12 protein-coding genes and 1 tRNA gene are annotated in these 15,553 nt (G+C 63.8%); 2 read left to right on the top strand and 11 right to left on the bottom strand.

The window, feature by feature from the left end:
* Nucleotides 1–29 precede the first annotated feature (29 nt).
* Nucleotides 30–263 carry a MarR family transcriptional regulator gene (locus FYM52_RS02305; RefSeq protein WP_162524625.1) on the bottom strand — a complete coding sequence of 78 codons (234 nt, stop codon included), beginning with the start codon at nt 261–263 and terminating at the stop codon, nt 30–32.
* Nucleotides 264–514: 251 nt separating this feature from the next.
* Between FYM52_RS02305 and FYM52_RS02300 the strand changes: the two genes are divergently transcribed.
* The gene (locus FYM52_RS02300) at nt 515–667 is read left to right on the top strand and encodes a hypothetical protein (RefSeq protein ID WP_154162945.1); all 153 of its coding nucleotides are present in this window, start codon (nt 515–517) and stop codon (nt 665–667) included.
* A gap of 240 nt (nt 668–907) precedes the next feature.
* Here FYM52_RS02300 and FYM52_RS19090 read toward each other — a convergent pair whose 3' ends face one another.
* From FYM52_RS19090 to FYM52_RS02255, 10 genes are all read right to left on the bottom strand, one after another.
* Nucleotides 908–1,198 (bottom strand): HGGxSTG domain-containing protein, encoded by a 291-nt coding sequence (locus FYM52_RS19090; protein WP_304515523.1) that lies wholly within the window; start codon nt 1,196–1,198, stop codon nt 908–910.
* Nucleotides 1,199–1,244: 46 nt separating this feature from the next.
* A complete protein-coding gene (locus tag FYM52_RS02295; protein WP_238826093.1) occupies nt 1,245–2,471 on the bottom strand; it encodes a plasmid recombination protein in 1,227 nt (408 codons plus the stop codon).
* 86 nt (nt 2,472–2,557) lie between these two features.
* Nucleotides 2,558–2,767 (bottom strand): hypothetical protein, encoded by a 210-nt coding sequence (locus FYM52_RS02290; protein ID WP_042419516.1) that lies wholly within the window; start codon nt 2,765–2,767, stop codon nt 2,558–2,560.
* Between the two features lie 200 nt (nt 2,768–2,967).
* Complete coding sequence (locus FYM52_RS02285) at nt 2,968–3,567, bottom strand: hypothetical protein (protein WP_154162943.1); 600 nt, start codon at nt 3,565–3,567, stop codon at nt 2,968–2,970.
* 619 nt (nt 3,568–4,186) lie between these two features.
* Nucleotides 4,187–4,262 (bottom strand) — tRNA-Thr (locus FYM52_RS02280).
* An 18-nt stretch (nt 4,263–4,280) separates the two neighbouring features.
* On the bottom strand, nt 4,281–5,297 hold the full coding sequence (locus FYM52_RS02275; protein ID WP_154162942.1) for a class 1 fructose-bisphosphatase: 1,017 nt from the start codon (nt 5,295–5,297) through the stop codon (nt 4,281–4,283).
* Nucleotides 5,298–5,394: 97 nt separating this feature from the next.
* Entirely contained in the window at nt 5,395–8,082 is a 2,688-nt protein-coding gene (pepN, locus tag FYM52_RS02270) for an aminopeptidase N (protein ID WP_154162941.1), read from the bottom strand.
* 11 nt (nt 8,083–8,093) lie between these two features.
* Nucleotides 8,094–9,198, bottom strand: a protein-coding gene (gene prfB, locus FYM52_RS02265) for a peptide chain release factor 2 (protein WP_154162940.1) whose coding sequence is annotated in 2 segments (ribosomal slippage) — nt 8,094–9,116 and nt 9,118–9,198 — 1,104 coding nt in all. Because the reading frame shifts where the segments join, the coding sequence is not laid out codon by codon here.
* A 224-nt stretch (nt 9,199–9,422) separates the two neighbouring features.
* Nucleotides 9,423–11,651, bottom strand: coding sequence for a hypothetical protein (locus FYM52_RS02260; protein ID WP_154162939.1), 2,229 nt, complete (start codon nt 11,649–11,651; stop codon nt 9,423–9,425).
* A gap of 198 nt (nt 11,652–11,849) precedes the next feature.
* Nucleotides 11,850–12,899, bottom strand: coding sequence for a DUF72 domain-containing protein (locus FYM52_RS02255; RefSeq protein WP_154162938.1), 1,050 nt, complete (start codon nt 12,897–12,899; stop codon nt 11,850–11,852).
* Between the two features lie 167 nt (nt 12,900–13,066).
* Between FYM52_RS02255 and FYM52_RS02250 the strand changes: the two genes are divergently transcribed.
* Nucleotides 13,067–15,433, top strand: a complete 2,367-nt coding sequence (locus tag FYM52_RS02250; protein WP_154162937.1) for a Tex family protein — start codon at nt 13,067–13,069, stop codon at nt 15,431–15,433.
* The last annotated feature ends 120 nt before the right edge of the window (nt 15,434–15,553 follow it).

The raw sequence follows: 15,553 nt of genomic DNA, 5'->3' as shown, positions 1-15,553 counted from the left end.
TGTTCCTCGTTTTTTGTTATTTCTGTATCTCAATCCAGCACCACCAGAAACTCGGTGGCCAGCGCGGTGGGGCGAGTTTGCCGGGCATTTTTCGTCAAAGCCACCAGTCCATACCCTTCCATCATCCGCAGCGTGCGCGACAGGTTGGGCACCTGCCGCCCCGACAGCGCCGCCAGTTCCGTCATGGTCTTGGGCTTGGCCTGCCGAATCAGCCGCAGCAAAGCCCGGTTGTCCTCCGACAAGACCGCCGCCAGCGTTGCCATCGACGGAAACCAGACCGTGGGCACCTGCTTGCCTGAAACCGTGGCATCAGGCGCATCAGTGGGGCGAATTCCGACTAAGCAACGCTTCATGGCGAATGGTTCTGGATCAACAGAAAATTACCTTCCATTGTATCAGTCCGACACAACTATGACGAGGGGCTGGAGAGCCAGAGTTCTAATCATCTTCGCTTGGCTTCTTGATCGTTCAGCGCGTGAATGGTGGTGTCATCCATCAACCAACGAGCCCCGCGATGAACACCAAGACCGACGCCCTCGACACCTATCTCGCCCGCGCCGCAGCCATCCACAACAAGTTGACCCGGCTGCGGCAACTGGCCGACGACCACTTCGGCCACGACCCGGATGCCTCCACTGGGGCCAAGTGGGTGACCTCGGGCGGGTAGATCAGGCGCTGGATGACCTGCTGGCGATCTTTGGCGGCCAGGCCAAGTGACGGAGACATCAATCACAAAGGCCGCATAGAGCCAACCTTGCCAGGTCGAGACGTAGGTAATGTCATCTTCTCAACCACTGGCTCCAGTGGCGTAGCACCATCCCTATGTCCTGCTGGACCAGCATCTTGAGCTTCCTTTTTTCAGTGTCTTTTGATGTCAAGTTTTGTCTGGTTCTCATGGGGTTGGGTTTTAAGCCGTGCCTTTGCGTTCAGTTTGTCGGTTCTTCCTGGGCCGCCCACCTTTCTTTCCATTACGGCGGCTGGCAGCCTTGCCCTTTTTGGTTTTGGGCCCCGTGGACAAGCCACCATGCAACTTGCAGCGTCCGCCGCGATACAGAGCCTTGCTTTTGCAGGGAGTGCCCTTGCGCGTCCTCGCGCCACAGCAGTCGCTGTGGAGATGGACGGACGCAGGTTCGTGATCAGCGCTCTGATTGCCAGATGCTGGCGCCGGTAAGGCATGTGGTTGAGTGGTGTGGTGCATGGGGGCCTCTGTCTTGCAATTGAACGTACTTGTGTGTCGTCCCATCTCAGGGCACTCGCGCTTTGAGCAGCCACCATTGCAAAAGCACGCAGTTCAGCGGCACTGTCGCCACCAGCCAACTGGTGCGTTGAAGAGTCGGTTGTGGGTACTTTGCAGCTGGCCACGATGGGATTGGTGTGGCCCGTACCCTGGGGATGCTTGCCTGGAGTACCGATCGAGGCTGGGCCAGGATGCCAAGGCTGGTATGGATGGGCCAAGTGGGACCAGCGCCAGCGAACCCTACAGAGCATAGGGTTCGCTGCGGCAAGGCGGGCAGTTTCAGTGCAGTCACAACATGCACGGGAGGCGAGGAACTGCGAGGGGCGTCTGAGATGGCACGGGCACCCACCATGCTGGCGGCAGGCTTGGTCCGTGCCGGTGCCGTGATGTGGGCACGCTGGTATTCCTGGCTTTGGCGATAGCGTTCCGCAGCCGCGCCACGGAGCTTGGCAATCGGCTTGGTAAAAATCTCAGCCATCTTTTTCGTGCGCTTGGGGCGGCAACGAGGGCGAGGCGGACTCAGGGTATCGGCGGGCCCCAACGTCGGGGCCAGGGCTGCATAAAACGCCTGGGGGGCTTCTTCAATGCAGTTGCGAAGCAGCTGGGCCACGCAGCTTTTCCACATCGGGTCTTTGCGGTGCTGGAGTGCGCGAATGACTTCCCCGGCCATTTGTTCTGCCGTCAGCGCCATCTCGGAATGGTCCAGCAGGCCTAAAGCGGCTGCGTGGGGCTGCATGGCTTGTTCAAAGCGCGCCAAGCGCGCACGCAGCTGTGCTTTACCGCCCAGCAAGTCTGAGCCCCGCATCCGCCCCTGGACCAGGGGAACGATCAGCACATGCATGTGCTGTGCGCTTTCATCCTTGTGCACGACCGCGCTCAGGAGGTTGGCGCTGCCAAACTCTGTGGCCATCCAGTCCAGTGCAGCTTGGAAGTACGCGCATTCGTCATCGTGGATGCCCACAGGCAGGCTGACCAAGGCCTCGATCAGGCGCACGGCATCCACGCGCAGCTTGTCGATGCCTGCTGCTTCCAGTTGTGCTTTGTAGGCGGCGTTGACCGCGTCAGCTCTCTGGTGACCGAGCAAGACGCGGTTGAGATGCTGCTGGCCTGGGGTGATGTTGGGCGTCAAGGCCAGCTCGCGCAGATTGTGCCGAGCCGACCGCAGCGCTGCCGTGGGGCCCTTGAGCTTGGCAAAGCGCACCAGCAGGTTGGCAGAGCGTGTCCGGCGGTCCATGTGCACGCGTGCCCCTCAAATGCACCCAGCCGTGACGAGCACGGCTGGGTTAAAGAGGGCCAGCGAACGCATGGCGGGGCAGCGGTTTAGTGGATACCCAAAACGCGGCGCAGCTCGGCAACCGACCAGGCCAAGCGGTTGTTGATGCGGGCAGGGCGCAGTGGCCCTGTTTCCTTGCAGGCCCACAGGCGCAGGGTCTGCTCGGAGCGGTTGAGGTGGAAAGCCGCCTCGGCGGTGGTGATGTGGGAGCGGGTTTCTTCGTCCAGGCGGACGGGGTGCGCAACAAAGTAGGCCATCGTTGTATTCCTCTGAGTTGAAGAAGTTGTGATGGCCGCGACTTTGAATGTCACGACGAACATGAGCCCCCTACATGTTCGTATTTTTGTGATGGCAATAGAGATTCAGATTGCAGGTGCTCACCGATCCAAGCCCTGCAATTCAGCCGGCAGAAAACCTGCCAGCGAGTTGGCTGGGTCCGCTCTAAACGAAGCGTCTGTTATGTGGCGGCATTCAGCTTGCGGCGGATGGTCGTCGGCGTGACGTCGTAGCGCTTGGCCAAAATACCTGCCACGTCCTGCTTCGCATAGTGGCTGGCCATCAACTTGTCTGCTTCACGCTTGAGATCTTGCGGCGCAGGTACCTTGGACTGCTTGCGCCGCGTATGCGCAGATTTGTCGGCCCCTTTGCGGGCACCTGCTTTGATGCGGGCTTCTTTGTCTCTCAGCTGTCGGATGTAAGGGCTCAACGCCTTGGCAGATGCTTGGACGCCTTCTTTGTGCGACAAAAATTGAATCAAGACGGCCACATGCTGGTACGGGCAGATCTGGATGGCATACAGCAGCAGCTCTTTAACGGAGCACTGGGCGACTAGGGCCGTTTCCTCGGCGCAATTGGCCAACGTCAGCAAGGCAGGCCAGGGCAACTGCTCGGCAAGCACCTGCTCGCTAGTTTCTGGCTTGAGCGGAAAACCCCTGGGCGGCAGATACACCGGGGTCCCCCACAAAGGGTCTTGTCGCAGTGTTTGCTTGAGCTGCTCGGTCTTGGCCTGGATGGCCAGCATGGTGCGCGCTTGTTGTTCCGTGAGTTCGAGTTCCACATGTGGGGCGCACTCGATGGGCAAACTCTGCAGTTCGGTAGTGGTACGGGTCTTGTCAAACGGGGGCACGAATCCAGTCTCCTTGCGCGGTTTGGGTTGGGTGGCTGGCGCAGGCCAGCGCCAGCCGTCTAAAAAATCGTCTTACATCCGCCCTTACATCGTCGGAAAAAACAAAACCCCGCTATGCAAAACATAGCGGGGTTTCCTTGCTTCAAATGCACTGGGTAAAGAAATCGATCATGTGATTTATTGCTGCCAAATCCATAGCGTATGGGTGTGCGGAGTTGTGCGTAAACGGACAATCCACTGCCGGCACAAGTCGGTCTGTGCGTAAGCATCATGAGCACCAAGAAACACGAAGTACCGAAGTACTACTGCTTGGCCTGCTGGCCAACTCAAGAAGCCAGAAGACCTGATTGGTAAGAGCGGCCTGCTCAAGCAGCTGAGCAAGTAGCTGGTTGAAGGAGCTGCCACGGAGCCTGGTGTGATTTGTTGCGACACTTCGCAACTCAGCACACTGGAGCATCAAAACCATGTACTGCCGGATGCATGTGGGATGCATGCCTGCAAAAACAGAAAACCTCGCTATGCAAAACATAGCGAGGTTTCTTTATTTCAATGGTGCCGGAGACATGAATCGAACACGCGACCTTCTCATTACGAATGAGCTGCTCTACCGACTGAGCTACACCGGCAACAGGTGAAGATTATAGTTACTTTTGGTCGGCTTCGAGGTGATAGCGGGTCACGCGTTCGACTTCATTCTTGGAGCCCAGCACCACGGACACGCGCTGGTGCAGTTCGGTGGGCTGGATGTCCAGGATGCGCTCGCGGCCGTTGGTGGCGGCGCCGCCAGCCTGCTCAATCAGCCAGCTCATGGGGTTGGCTTCGTACATCAGGCGCAGCTTGCCGGCCTTCTGGGGCTCGCGCTTGTCCCAGGGGTACATGAAGATGCCGCCACGGCACAGGATGCGGTGCACGTCGGCCACCATGGCTGCCACCCAGCGCATGTTGAAGTTCTTGCCGCGCGGGCCTTCTTCACCGGCCAGGCATTCGTCGATGTAGCGCTTGACCGGGGCATCCCAGTGGCGCATGTTGGACATGTTGATGGCGAATTCCTTGGTGTCCTCGGGGATCTTGACGTTTTCCTCGATCAGAATGAAGGAGCCTTGCTCGCGGTCCAGCGTGAACATAGCCACGCCGTCGCCCACGGTCAGCACCAGGGTGGTCTGGGGGCCGTAGATGCAGTAGCCGGCCGCCACCTGGTGGGCACCCGATTGCATGAAGTCGCTGTCGTGCACGCCAGGGTGGCCTTCGGGCTTCTTTAGCACGCTGAAGATGGTGCCGATGGACATGTTGATGTCGATGTTGGACGAACCGTCCAGGGGGTCGAACATCAGCAGGTATTCGCCCTGGGGATAGCGGTTGGGCACCACGTAGATGCCTTCCATTTCCTCCGAGGCCATGGCCGCCAGGTGGCCGCCCCATTCGTTGGCTTCGATCAGCGTTTCGTTGGCGATGATGTCCAGCTTCTTCTGCACTTCGCCTTGCACGTTCTCGCTGCCGGCGGTGCCCATGACGTCACCCAGTTCGCCCTTGTTCACGGCAAAGCTGATGCGCTTGCAGGCGCGGGCGACGACTTCCAGCAGCAGGCGCAGCTGGGGGGGGATGCGGCCATCGGCGCGTTGCTGTTCGACCAGATAACGGGTCAGGCTGACACGACGTTTCATAAGAATTCTCCTTTGGGCACCCTGCGGCAGGGCGCCTTAACTCTAAAAAAGGAGCTGTTAGCGCTTGCTGTACAAGCGCTAACAGCCATTTTGATGCTCAATCGCCGAGGGCGCGGGTGACCACCTCGCGCACGTCGTTGCTCAGGTCCGGCTTGGCGGCCACGCGGGCAATCGCTTCACGGGCGGCCGTGCGGTAAGGCTCGGCCAGTTTGCTCCAGCGGTCCAGGGCGCGCGCCAGGCGGGCCGCGACCTGCGGGTTGATGGCGTCGAGCTCCAGCACACGTTCGCTCCAGAACACGTAGCCGGCGGCATCGGTGCGATGGAAGGCCCCGGGGTTGGCGCTGCAGTAGCTGAAGATCAGGCTGCGTGCGCGGTTGGGGTTCTTGAGGCTGAAGTCTGAATGCTTCATCAGCTGCTTGACGGCCGGCAGGACCTGGCCGCCGCGGTCGCAGTTGCTGGCCTGCAGACTGAACCACTTGTCGATGACCAGGGGCTCACTCTTGAACAGGGCGTGGAAGCGTTCCAGCGCGGGCTTGGCCAGCTCGGCGCCGCTGTGCACCAGGGCCGACAAGGCGTTGAAGCGGTCGGTCATGTTGCCCGCATCCTTGAAGCGCTGGTAGGCCTTGCCGGGCCAGACCGTATCACCGCTGGTGCGCGCCGCCAGGCACAGCATCAGCAGGGCGCTGCCCGTGAGGGCGCGGCGCCCGGACGAGATGGGGTCGGGCTGGTAGGCGCCGGTGGCGCTGTGGGTGTCGAAGGCCCAGGCCCAGTCGGCCTGCAGGGCTTCGGCCAGTTGCTGGCGCATGGATTCACGCACGGCGTGGATGCGCTGCGGATCGACCACGTCCAGCTGCTCGGCCATGTAGCTTTCGGCGGGCAGCGTCAGCACCAGATCCTTGTAGGCGGCATCCAGCGTCGGGTGGCGCAGCACGTCACGCAGGGCGGCCACAAAGTCACCGGGCAGGATGTCGGTTGCCACGGCACCGTCTGCACGCACCGCCTGTAGCGCGTAGCGCAGGGCCAGGCGCTGTCCGGCTTCCCAGCGGTTGAAGGCATCGCTGTCGTGGGCCAGCTGGGTCAGCAGCTCGGCATCGCTGCCGTCGTAGTCCAGCACCACCGGCGCGCTGAAGCCGCGCAACAGCGAAGGCACCGGGGCTTGCGCCACGCCGGTGAAGACCCAGGTCTGCGTGGCTTCGGTCAGCACCAGCGTCTGGCTGGCGGCGGTGGCGTCCGTGCCTTGCAACTGCAGGGGCAGGGCGCTGCCGTCCTGGCCCAGCAGGCCGATTTCGACGGGGATCACAAACGGCAGCTTGTCGGTCTGCCCGGGCGTGGCAGCGCAGCTTTGCGACAGGGTCAGCGCATAGGTCTGCGCGGTGGCATCGTACTGGCCGCGGGCGTGGACCACGGGCGTGCCCGACTGGCTGTACCAGCGCTTGAACTGTTCCAGGTGCTGGGCCAGCGCGCTGTTGGGGTTGGCGTCGGCGATGGCCTGCACGAAGTCGTCGCAGGTCACGGCCTGGCCGTCATGGCGTTCGAAATACAGCTTCATGCCCTGGGCAAAACCGTCGCGCCCGACCAGGTTGTGCTGCATGCGCACCACTTCCGAGCCCTTTTCGTAGATGGTGACGGTGTAGAAGTTGTTGATCTCGATGTAGCTGTCCGGGCGCACGGGGTGGGCCATGGGGCCGGCATCCTCCGGGAACTGCACGGTGCGCAGCACGCGCACGTCCTCGATGCGCTTGACGGCGCGGGCCGAGGGGGTGCCCGCCATGTCCATGCTGAATTCCTGGTCGCGGAAGACGGTCAGGCCTTCCTTCAGGCTCAGCTGGAACCAGTCGCGGCAGGTGATGCGGTTGCCGGTCCAGTTGTGGAAGTACTCGTGGCCCACCACGCTTTCCACGTTGGCGAAGTCCACGTCGGTGGCCGTCGATTGGCTGGCCAGCACGTACTTGGTGTTGAAGATGTTCAGGCCCTTGTTCTCCATCGCGCCCATGTTGAAGTCGCTGGTGGCGACGATCATGAAGCGGTCCAGGTCCAGGCTCAAGCCAAAGCGCGCCTCGTCCCATGCCACGGAGTGCATCAGGGCGTTCATGGCGTGCTCGGTCTTTTCCAGATCGCCGGGGCGCACGAAGACCTGCAGCAGGTGCTCGCGGCCGGCGCGGCTCTTGATCTTCTGCTCGCGGGCGACCAGTTGGCCCGCCACCAGCGCGAACAGGTAGCAGGGCTTTTTGTGCGGGTCGACCCACTTGGCGAAGTGGCGGCCGTCGTCCATGGGGCCTGCGTCCACCAGGTTGCCGTTGGACAGCAGCACGGGGTAGTCGTGCCGGCTGGCGCGCAGCGTCACGGTGTACATGGCCATGACGTCGGGGCGGTCGAGGAAGTAGGTGATGCGGCGGAAGCCCTCGGCCTCACACTGCGTGAAGAACGTGCCTTCACTCACATACAGGCCCATGAGCTTGGTGTTCTTCGCGGGCGCGCAGGTGGTGAAGATTTCCAGTTCGACGGGGTCGCAGCCTTCGGGCAGGTTCTCCAGCACGAGCTGGCCGCCATCCATCTTGAACGAGGTGCCACCGCCATTGACCATGACGCGCGCCAGGTTCAGCTCGTCGCCATCCAGGCGCAGCGCCTGGGCGGGCACGCCGGGGTTGCGACGGATGCGCATCTTGTTGAGCACGCGCGTCTTGGCGGGGTCCAGGTCGAAGGTCAGGTCGACGGTTTCAATCAACCAGGCCGGTGCCTGGTAGTCAGCACGGTAAATGGCTGAGGCTTGTCCTTCACGCAGCATGAAAGCTCCCCTTATAGGCCTTGCTTGAGCGAGGCTTCGATGAATACGTCCAGGTCGCCGTCCAGCACCTTCTGGGTCGCCGAAACTTCAACGTTGGTGCGCAGGTCCTTGATGCGGCTGTTGTCCAGCACGTACGAGCGGATCTGGTGACCCCAGCCCACATCGGTCTTGGTGTCTTCGAGCTTTTGCTGCTCTTCCATGCGCTTGCGCATTTCAAAGTCATACAGGCGCGAGCGCAGGCGTTGCCACGCCACGTCGCGGTTGCTGTGCTGCGAGCGGCCGTCCTGGCACTGCACCACGATGCCGGTGGGCATGTGGGTCAGGCGCACGGCCGAGTCGGTCTTGTTGATGTGCTGGCCACCGGCACCGGAAGCGCGGTAGGTGTCGGTGCGCACGTCGGCGGGATTGATGTTGATTTCGATCGAATCATCAATCTCGGGATAGACGAACAGCGAGGAGAAGCTGGTGTGGCGGCCGCCCGAGGAGTCAAACGGTGACTTGCGCACCAGACGGTGCACGCCGGTTTCGGTGCGCAGCAGGCCGTAGGCGTATTCGCCTTCAATCTTGATCGTCGCACTCTTGATGCCCGCCACGTCGCCGGGGGTTTCGTCCTCGACCGTGGCCTTGAAGCCCTTGCGCTCGGCGTACTTCAGGTACTGACGCAGCAGCATGCTGGCCCAGTCGCAGGCTTCTGTGCCACCCGCACCCGCCTGGATGTCGACGAAGCAGTTCAGCGGGTCGGCCTCGTGGCGGAACATGCGGCGGAACTCCAGCTCCTCAATCAGCGGGCGCAGCTTGTCGGTCTCGCCTTCGATGGTTTCCAGGCCAGCGTCATCGCCTTCTTCCTTGCTCATCTCGAACAGCTCGGCATTGTCGGCCAGCTCGGTGGTGAGCTTTTGCAGGGTCAGCACGATCGCGTCCAGGGACTTCTTTTCCTTGCCCAGTTCCTGGGCCTTCTTGGGGTCGTTCCAGACGTTGGGGTCTTCCAGCGAGGCGTTTACAGTGCGCAGGCGTTCGTATTTCGCATCGTAGTCAAAGATACCTCCGTAGGTCTTCTGTCCGGCTGGACAGGTCGGTGAGGGTGGCTTCGATTTGGTTGATGCGTTCGGCTTCCATGTGTATTCCTTGTGTGTAACTGTGCTGCGCGGCAAGGCCAGTCGGTGGTCGGACTTTGTGGCGTTGCTCGCGCAAAGGCGTGATTTTCGCATGTAGACGGAGACACTGCCCCAATAAGGCACTCGCGCTGCAGGTTTGTGGCAGGTGGGGGCTGGGAATGGGGTTCCGGGGCCGCAGACAACAACGCCACAGCGGGCAAGGGCTGTGGCGTTGGGCGGGGGGCGTCAATGCGAGGGCGGTGGCGCTGCCGGTGGCGGCGGAGGCAGGTCTCTTTCATCCATGGTCAGCGTCTGCAGATCCAGCGTGGTGAAGTCGGCCGGGGCCGAGGCCGCGGGGGAGGTGCTGTTCCAGTCCAGGGACAGCTCCTGCATCAGCACTTCATCGGGAGCGAAGTGGGAAGGGCTTTGGAATGGCGAGTCGCCAGGCAACTCCGTGGCCGCCAGTGGGGCCTGCGCGGGGGCCGCAGTCAGCATGTCCAACTGGGCCGCCTGCAGCGGCAGGGTGACCTCGGGGGGGGCAACCGGCGCACGGGGCGCGGGCGTCGTGCGCAGCGACAGGAAGGCGTCATCGGGCAGAAAGCTGGTGGGGGCTGCCACCGGCGCAGCAGCCGGGGCATCGAACACCACCTCGGGCAGGGGCACTTCGGTGGGCGCGGTGCGGATGCGGCCCGGCATCTGTCCCCGGCTGGAGGCCGGGGTGGTCTGGGCCACGTTGTACAGCATCAGCAGGTCATCAAAGGCCGCCAGATCGAACCGGACTTCAGTGTCGGCAAGCGCGGTGGCAGGGTTGTGGACGATCAGGCTGCGCAGCAGGGGCTGCACGTCATCGGTGGGCCACAAGGCCTCGATCTTGCCCAGCACCTCGGGGTAGCCGCTCCACAGGTCGCGCCCTTTGCGCGAGAAGCCCAGGAAAGAGGGCACCTGCACGTTGAAATGCGCCTGGAATTGTTCGCGCGCCTGCTCGTAGGCCTCGGTGCGGCTCAGGCGGTAGAGCAGCTGCAGCAGCTCCAGATAGGCCAGGGGCGAGGACGCCTGGTGCTGTGCAATGTGCGACTGCAGGATGTCGACCGCCTGGTCGTTTTCGCCAATCGAAGCGTAGAACTCGGCCTGCTCCTGCACATCGAACAGGGCCTGTGCGGTCAGCATCTCGACCAGGGACGTGTCAGGTGGTGCCACTGGTGCGCGGGCTGGCGCGGCCTCTGCCACCTGGCTGGGCAGCTCTTGCAGTTGCGGAGACTCGGGCAGAGGGGGCTCTTGCGGCACTGCTACCACTGCAGGCGCAGCCATGGCTGGCGCAGTCGCTGCGATGATGGTTTCGGTGGCTTCAGGCAGCGGGGGCTCGGGCTGTTGTGCAGCCGCCGGCACCAGAGGGGGCACGGGGGCTGGTGCGGTCGCGGGTGTTGGCGCAGCTTGCAGCGCGGCCTCGGCCGGGTCCGTCGTCGGGTGGGCGGCCGCCAGCACGGTTTCGGCCCAGGCGTGTTGCGAGTTTTGGCGTTCCTGCTTGATGCGCTGCAGCAGCCACGCAATGCAGGCCAGGGACAACGCCAGCAAACCCAGCAAGACATGCACCCAGGCTGGCAGGCCCTGCTGCTCTGCCTGGGCCAGCTGGGTGTTCAGCTTCAGCAGTTCGGTCTGGTTGTTCTTGAGCTGCGATTGCAGGCCCAGCAGTTGCTGCTCCAAGGTCTGCAGGCGCTGGGCATTGGTGTCCAGCAAGGCCTGGGTCTGGGCGTCGATGCGGGGGTCGGTGGGTTCGGCGCTCGCCGGGGCCTCGGGCGCCGTCTGGGGGCTGCCCAGCCCTTCCAGGGGTTCCATACGCAAGCGTGGCTGTGTGGTCGCTGCGGGTTCTGCCGCACTGGGGGCTGGAGCCGTGACCGCGGGCGGTGCAGGGGGGGGCGCGACCGTGCTGCTGGCGCTGGCGGCCGCAGGGGCAGCCACTGCAGCCGCGGCCACGGGGGCTGCCGCAGCGGGTTTGACCACACGCTTGGTCACCTTGCGCACAGGGCGTGCGGGTGCGTCGGCGGCCGGTGCGGGGCGTGCCGCCGGGCGCGAGGTGACCTGCAACTTGCTCAGATCAATCGGGGCGACGGTGGCCGCCATGGAACTTGGTGGGTCGGCGAACAGGGTGTAGCTGCGGGCCACGCTGCCTGCGCAGCCGGCCGTCAGCTTCACGGTCACCAGGGGTTCGTGCACGACCTGGGTGGTGCGCACGCGCACGGTGGTGGTTTGCGGGGTGATCAGCACATTGCCGGGTGACAGGCTGTCGTCGCCCATCCACACGGCGGCCGTGATGCAGCTGCTCTCGGCGGTTTGTCCGTCATCGGGCTGCACCTGAAACACCAGGTTCAAGGGCGCGCCGAGCTGGACCTGGCCTTGCGAGTTGCCCAGGGACAGCGCGCAGGCCTGCGAGGCAGCGGCGACGCTGCCAGCGAGTATGAGGATGTTGCGAAGTTTCACGGTGATGTCTTCTCTAACGCCAAAGTCCTGTGCGCAACCACGTGCGCCCTGTGAGTGAATCCTCCGGTAATGCCTCCGCAGAATGTTGCAAATTGTCGCGCTTGGGTCATTTTTTTGTGACAAGCTGGCTGTAAAGGGCCCTGGCTGTTGTCTGTGTGGGACTTAATGTGAACCATTCATAACTGGGTGGCAAGTGCCTCAGGCCGGCTCCAGACCAGCGGCAGGCGCAATCTGCTGTGCCAAGCGGAGGATGGACAGTGGCGCACAGCCTTCCGCATCGTTGCTGATGGTGACAAATGCGGGTTGGCCGGCGCCAGTAATGCCACGCACAGTCCGCGCCAGAATTGCGCGGGTGTGGGTGTCAGCCGAAACCAGTGCGTTGAAGGGGCGGTGCTTTTCCTGGGCCGCCTGGTAGCCGAACGGCCCGAAGCTGTGGTTCAGGTTCCAGCGGCAGACCAGGGGCGTGGGCCACAGCTGGCGCAAGAACACCAGCTGTGGCTCGATGGGCGGCATTTTTCCATGCAAACCCAGGCAGTAGGTGGCGCCGTGGGCGTTCAGCACCTGGGCCAGTTCGGGGCTGAGCAGCAGCGGGTCGCGCACCTCCACGGCCACGATCACCTGTGGGGCGTGCTGCAAGGCGGCGCGGGTGCTGGCCAGCACGGTCGCCAGTTGCCGCCACAGCGTGGCGGTGTCCTGCAGCACGGACCAGGGCAGGGGGCTGATCTGGAACACCAGCACCCCCAGCTTGGGTCCCAGGCCGTCCAGGCAGGGCAGCACGAATTGGGTGCAGGCCAGGCCTGGGTCCAGGAACGCCGGGTTGCGCTCCTGGCCGGCCCCATGCTCGCCGCGCACCAGGGCGTCGGTGACCACATTGGGACACTTGACCACAAAGCGGAAGTCGCCCGGCACCTGGTTGGCCATCTGGGCGTACTGCTCGGTGCTCAGGGGGCGCCAGAAACTGCGGTCCACGCAGACGGTGCGCATCAGCGGGTGCTGGCTCAGCGCGCCCAGGCCCTTGCGGGACAGGGTGCTATCGCTGTAGACGCCGTCCCAGACCAGGCCATCCCACCCCGGGTAGGACCAGGTGGACACGCCCATGCGCAGCGTGGGGGGCAGCGACTGGGCCAGCTCGTGCAACTCGGCGGGGTGCTGCACTGCGCGCACGCCGCTGCCACGCGGCGTGGCCGCAGCCTTGGGGGCGGGCTGGGGAGCGGGCGGATCGTCGGCCGCGAACAAATCGTCTTGCATGGCATCTGGAGTTTGAATGATTTTGCCCTCCAGGGCAGATGTATCCGGCGCGATCAGCTATCAATTGTGTGGATATGCAAGGCGGCACCCGATCTGCGGATGGGCGGCAATCACGTATGGCACACTTGCCCGCTTTCAGGGACACAGCGCCGAGGGGCGCGTAACGCATGCAAAAAATCATTGGGCAAATTGCCGCAGAGATCAAAGTCAGTGCGCAGCAAGTCAGTGCTGCCGTGGAATTGCTGGATGGTGGCGCGACCGTGCCGTTCATCGCCCGCTACCGCAAGGAAGTGACCGGGGGGCTGGACGATGTGCAGTTGCGTGAACTGGAGGCCCGCCTGTCCTACCTGCGCGAGCTGGAAGACCGCCGCGTGGCCGTGCTCAAGGCCATCGACGAGCAGGGCAAGCTGACCGATGCGCTGCGCCTGGCGATTGCCAATGCGCCGACCAAGCAGGAGCTGGAAGACATCTACCTGCCGTTCAAGCAAAAGCGCCGCACCAAGGGCCAGATCGCCAAGGAGTTCGGCATCGAACCGCTGGCCGACAAGCTGTTTGCCGACCCCACGCTGGACCCGCACGAAGAAGCCAAGGCCTTCTGCCAGCCTGCGACCACGCTGGACGATGGCAAGCCCGGCCCCGATTTCAGCACCACCTTCGCCGTGCTGGACGGCGTGCGCGACATCTTGTCTGAGCGCTGGGCCGAAGACCCGGCCCTGGTGCAAAAGCTGCGCGAATGGCTGTGGGACGAGGGCCTGCTCAAGTCCAAGAAGGTTGAGGCCAAGAACGAGAACGACCCCGAGGTGGCCAAGTTCCGCGACTATTTCGACTATGACGAGCCGATTGGCCGCGTGCCTTCGCACCGCGCGCTGGCCGTGTTCCGCGGCCGTGCCCTGGAAATCCTCGAAGCCAAGCTGGTCCAGCCCGTGGAGCCCGAACCCGGCCAGCCCAGCCTGGCCGAAGGCAAGATTGCCCTGCACCTGGGCTGGAGCCACGCCAAGCGCGCCAGCGATGACCTGATCCGCAAGTGCGTGGCCTGGACCTGGCGCGTCAAACTCAGCCTGTCGACCGAGCGCGACCTGTTCAGTCGCCTGCGTGAAGACGCCGAGAAGGTGGCCATCAAGGTGTTTGGCGACAACCTGCGCGACCTGCTGCTGGCCGCCCCGGCCGGCGCCAAGACCGTGATGGGCCTGGACCCCGGCATCCGCACCGGCGTGAAGGTGGCCGTGGTGGACAGCAACGGCAAGCTGGTGGACACCGCCACCGTCTACCCACACGAGCCACGCAAAGACTGGGAGGGTTCGCTGCACACCCTGGCCAAGCTGGTGGAAAAGCATGGCGTGAACCTGATTGCCATTGGCAACGGCACGGCCAGCCGCGAAACCGACAAGTTGGCGGCCGACCTGATCAAGCTGGCCGCCAAGGCGGACCGCAAGATCGAGAAGGTGGTGGTCAGCGAGGCGGGCGCGTCCGTGTACTCGGCCAGCGAATTCGCTTCGCAGGAGCTGCCCGACGTGGACGTCAGCCTGCGCGGCGCGGTGAGCATTGCACGCCGCCTGCAGGACCCGCTGGCCGAGCTGGTGAAAATCGACCCCAAGAGCATCGGCGTGGGCCAGTACCAGCACGACGTGAACCAGAGCGAGATGGCGCGCCAGCTGGACGCCGTGGTCGAAGACTGCGTGAACTCGGTGGGCGTGGACCTGAACACGGCCTCGGCCCCGCTGCTGACCCGCGTGTCGGGCCTGAGCGCCTCGGTCGCCAAGTCCGTGGTGCGCTGGCGCGATGCCAACGGCTCGTTCAAAAACCGCAAGCAACTGATGGATGTGGCCGGCCTGGGCGCCAAGACTTTTGAGCAGGCCGCCGGCTTCTTGCGCATCCGCGGTGGCGACAATCCGCTGGACATGACCGGCGTGCACCCGGAAACCTATCCGGTGGTGGAGCAGATCATTGCCGCCACCGGCAAGCCCGTGGACCAGCTGATGGGCCGCAGCGACGTGCTCAAGGGCCTGAAGGCCGAGCAGTTTGTGACCGAGAAGTTCGGGGCCATCACCGTCAAGGACATCCTGGGCGAGCTGGACAAGCCCGGCCGTGACCCGCGCCCGGACTTTGTGGTGGCGCGTTTCAACGACGGCGTGGAAGACATCAAGGACCTCAAGGAGGGCATGATCCTCGAAGGCACGGTCAGCAACGTGGCCCAGTTCGGCGCGTTTGTGGACCTGGGGGTGCACCAGGACGGCCTGGTTCACGTCAGCCAGATGAGCCACAAGTTCGTCGAGGACGCGCGCGAGGTGGTCAAGACCGGCCAGATCGTCAAGGTCAAGGTGCTGGAAGTGGACGTGGCGCGCAACCGCATCAGCCTGACCATGAAGCTGGATGCGGTCCCCGCCCGCCGCGATGGCCCGCGCGACAACCGTTTTGAAAGCGCCGGTCGCGGCCAAGGCCGCGGGGGCTATGCCCAGCCGCAGCGTGGGGGCCAGGCCGAGCAGCCCAACGCCATGGCCTCGGCCTTTGCCAAGCTGCAAGCGCTGAAGAAGTAAGGCGCACACGGCGCAAGGCGCGACCCGGGGCAGCTGCGGCTGCCCTTTTTTGTGCGTCGGCCCGTGACGGCGTGCGCACGACCGCGCACAATCGCGGCGCAGATAGCGGGCAATCAGCGG

This window comes from Comamonas sp. CAH-2 (assembly GCF_009668305.1).
In the GTDB taxonomy this organism is placed as follows: Bacteria; Pseudomonadota; Gammaproteobacteria; order Burkholderiales; family Burkholderiaceae_C; genus Comamonas; species Comamonas aquatica.
This window is presented reverse-complemented; position numbering and strand designations above follow the sequence as displayed.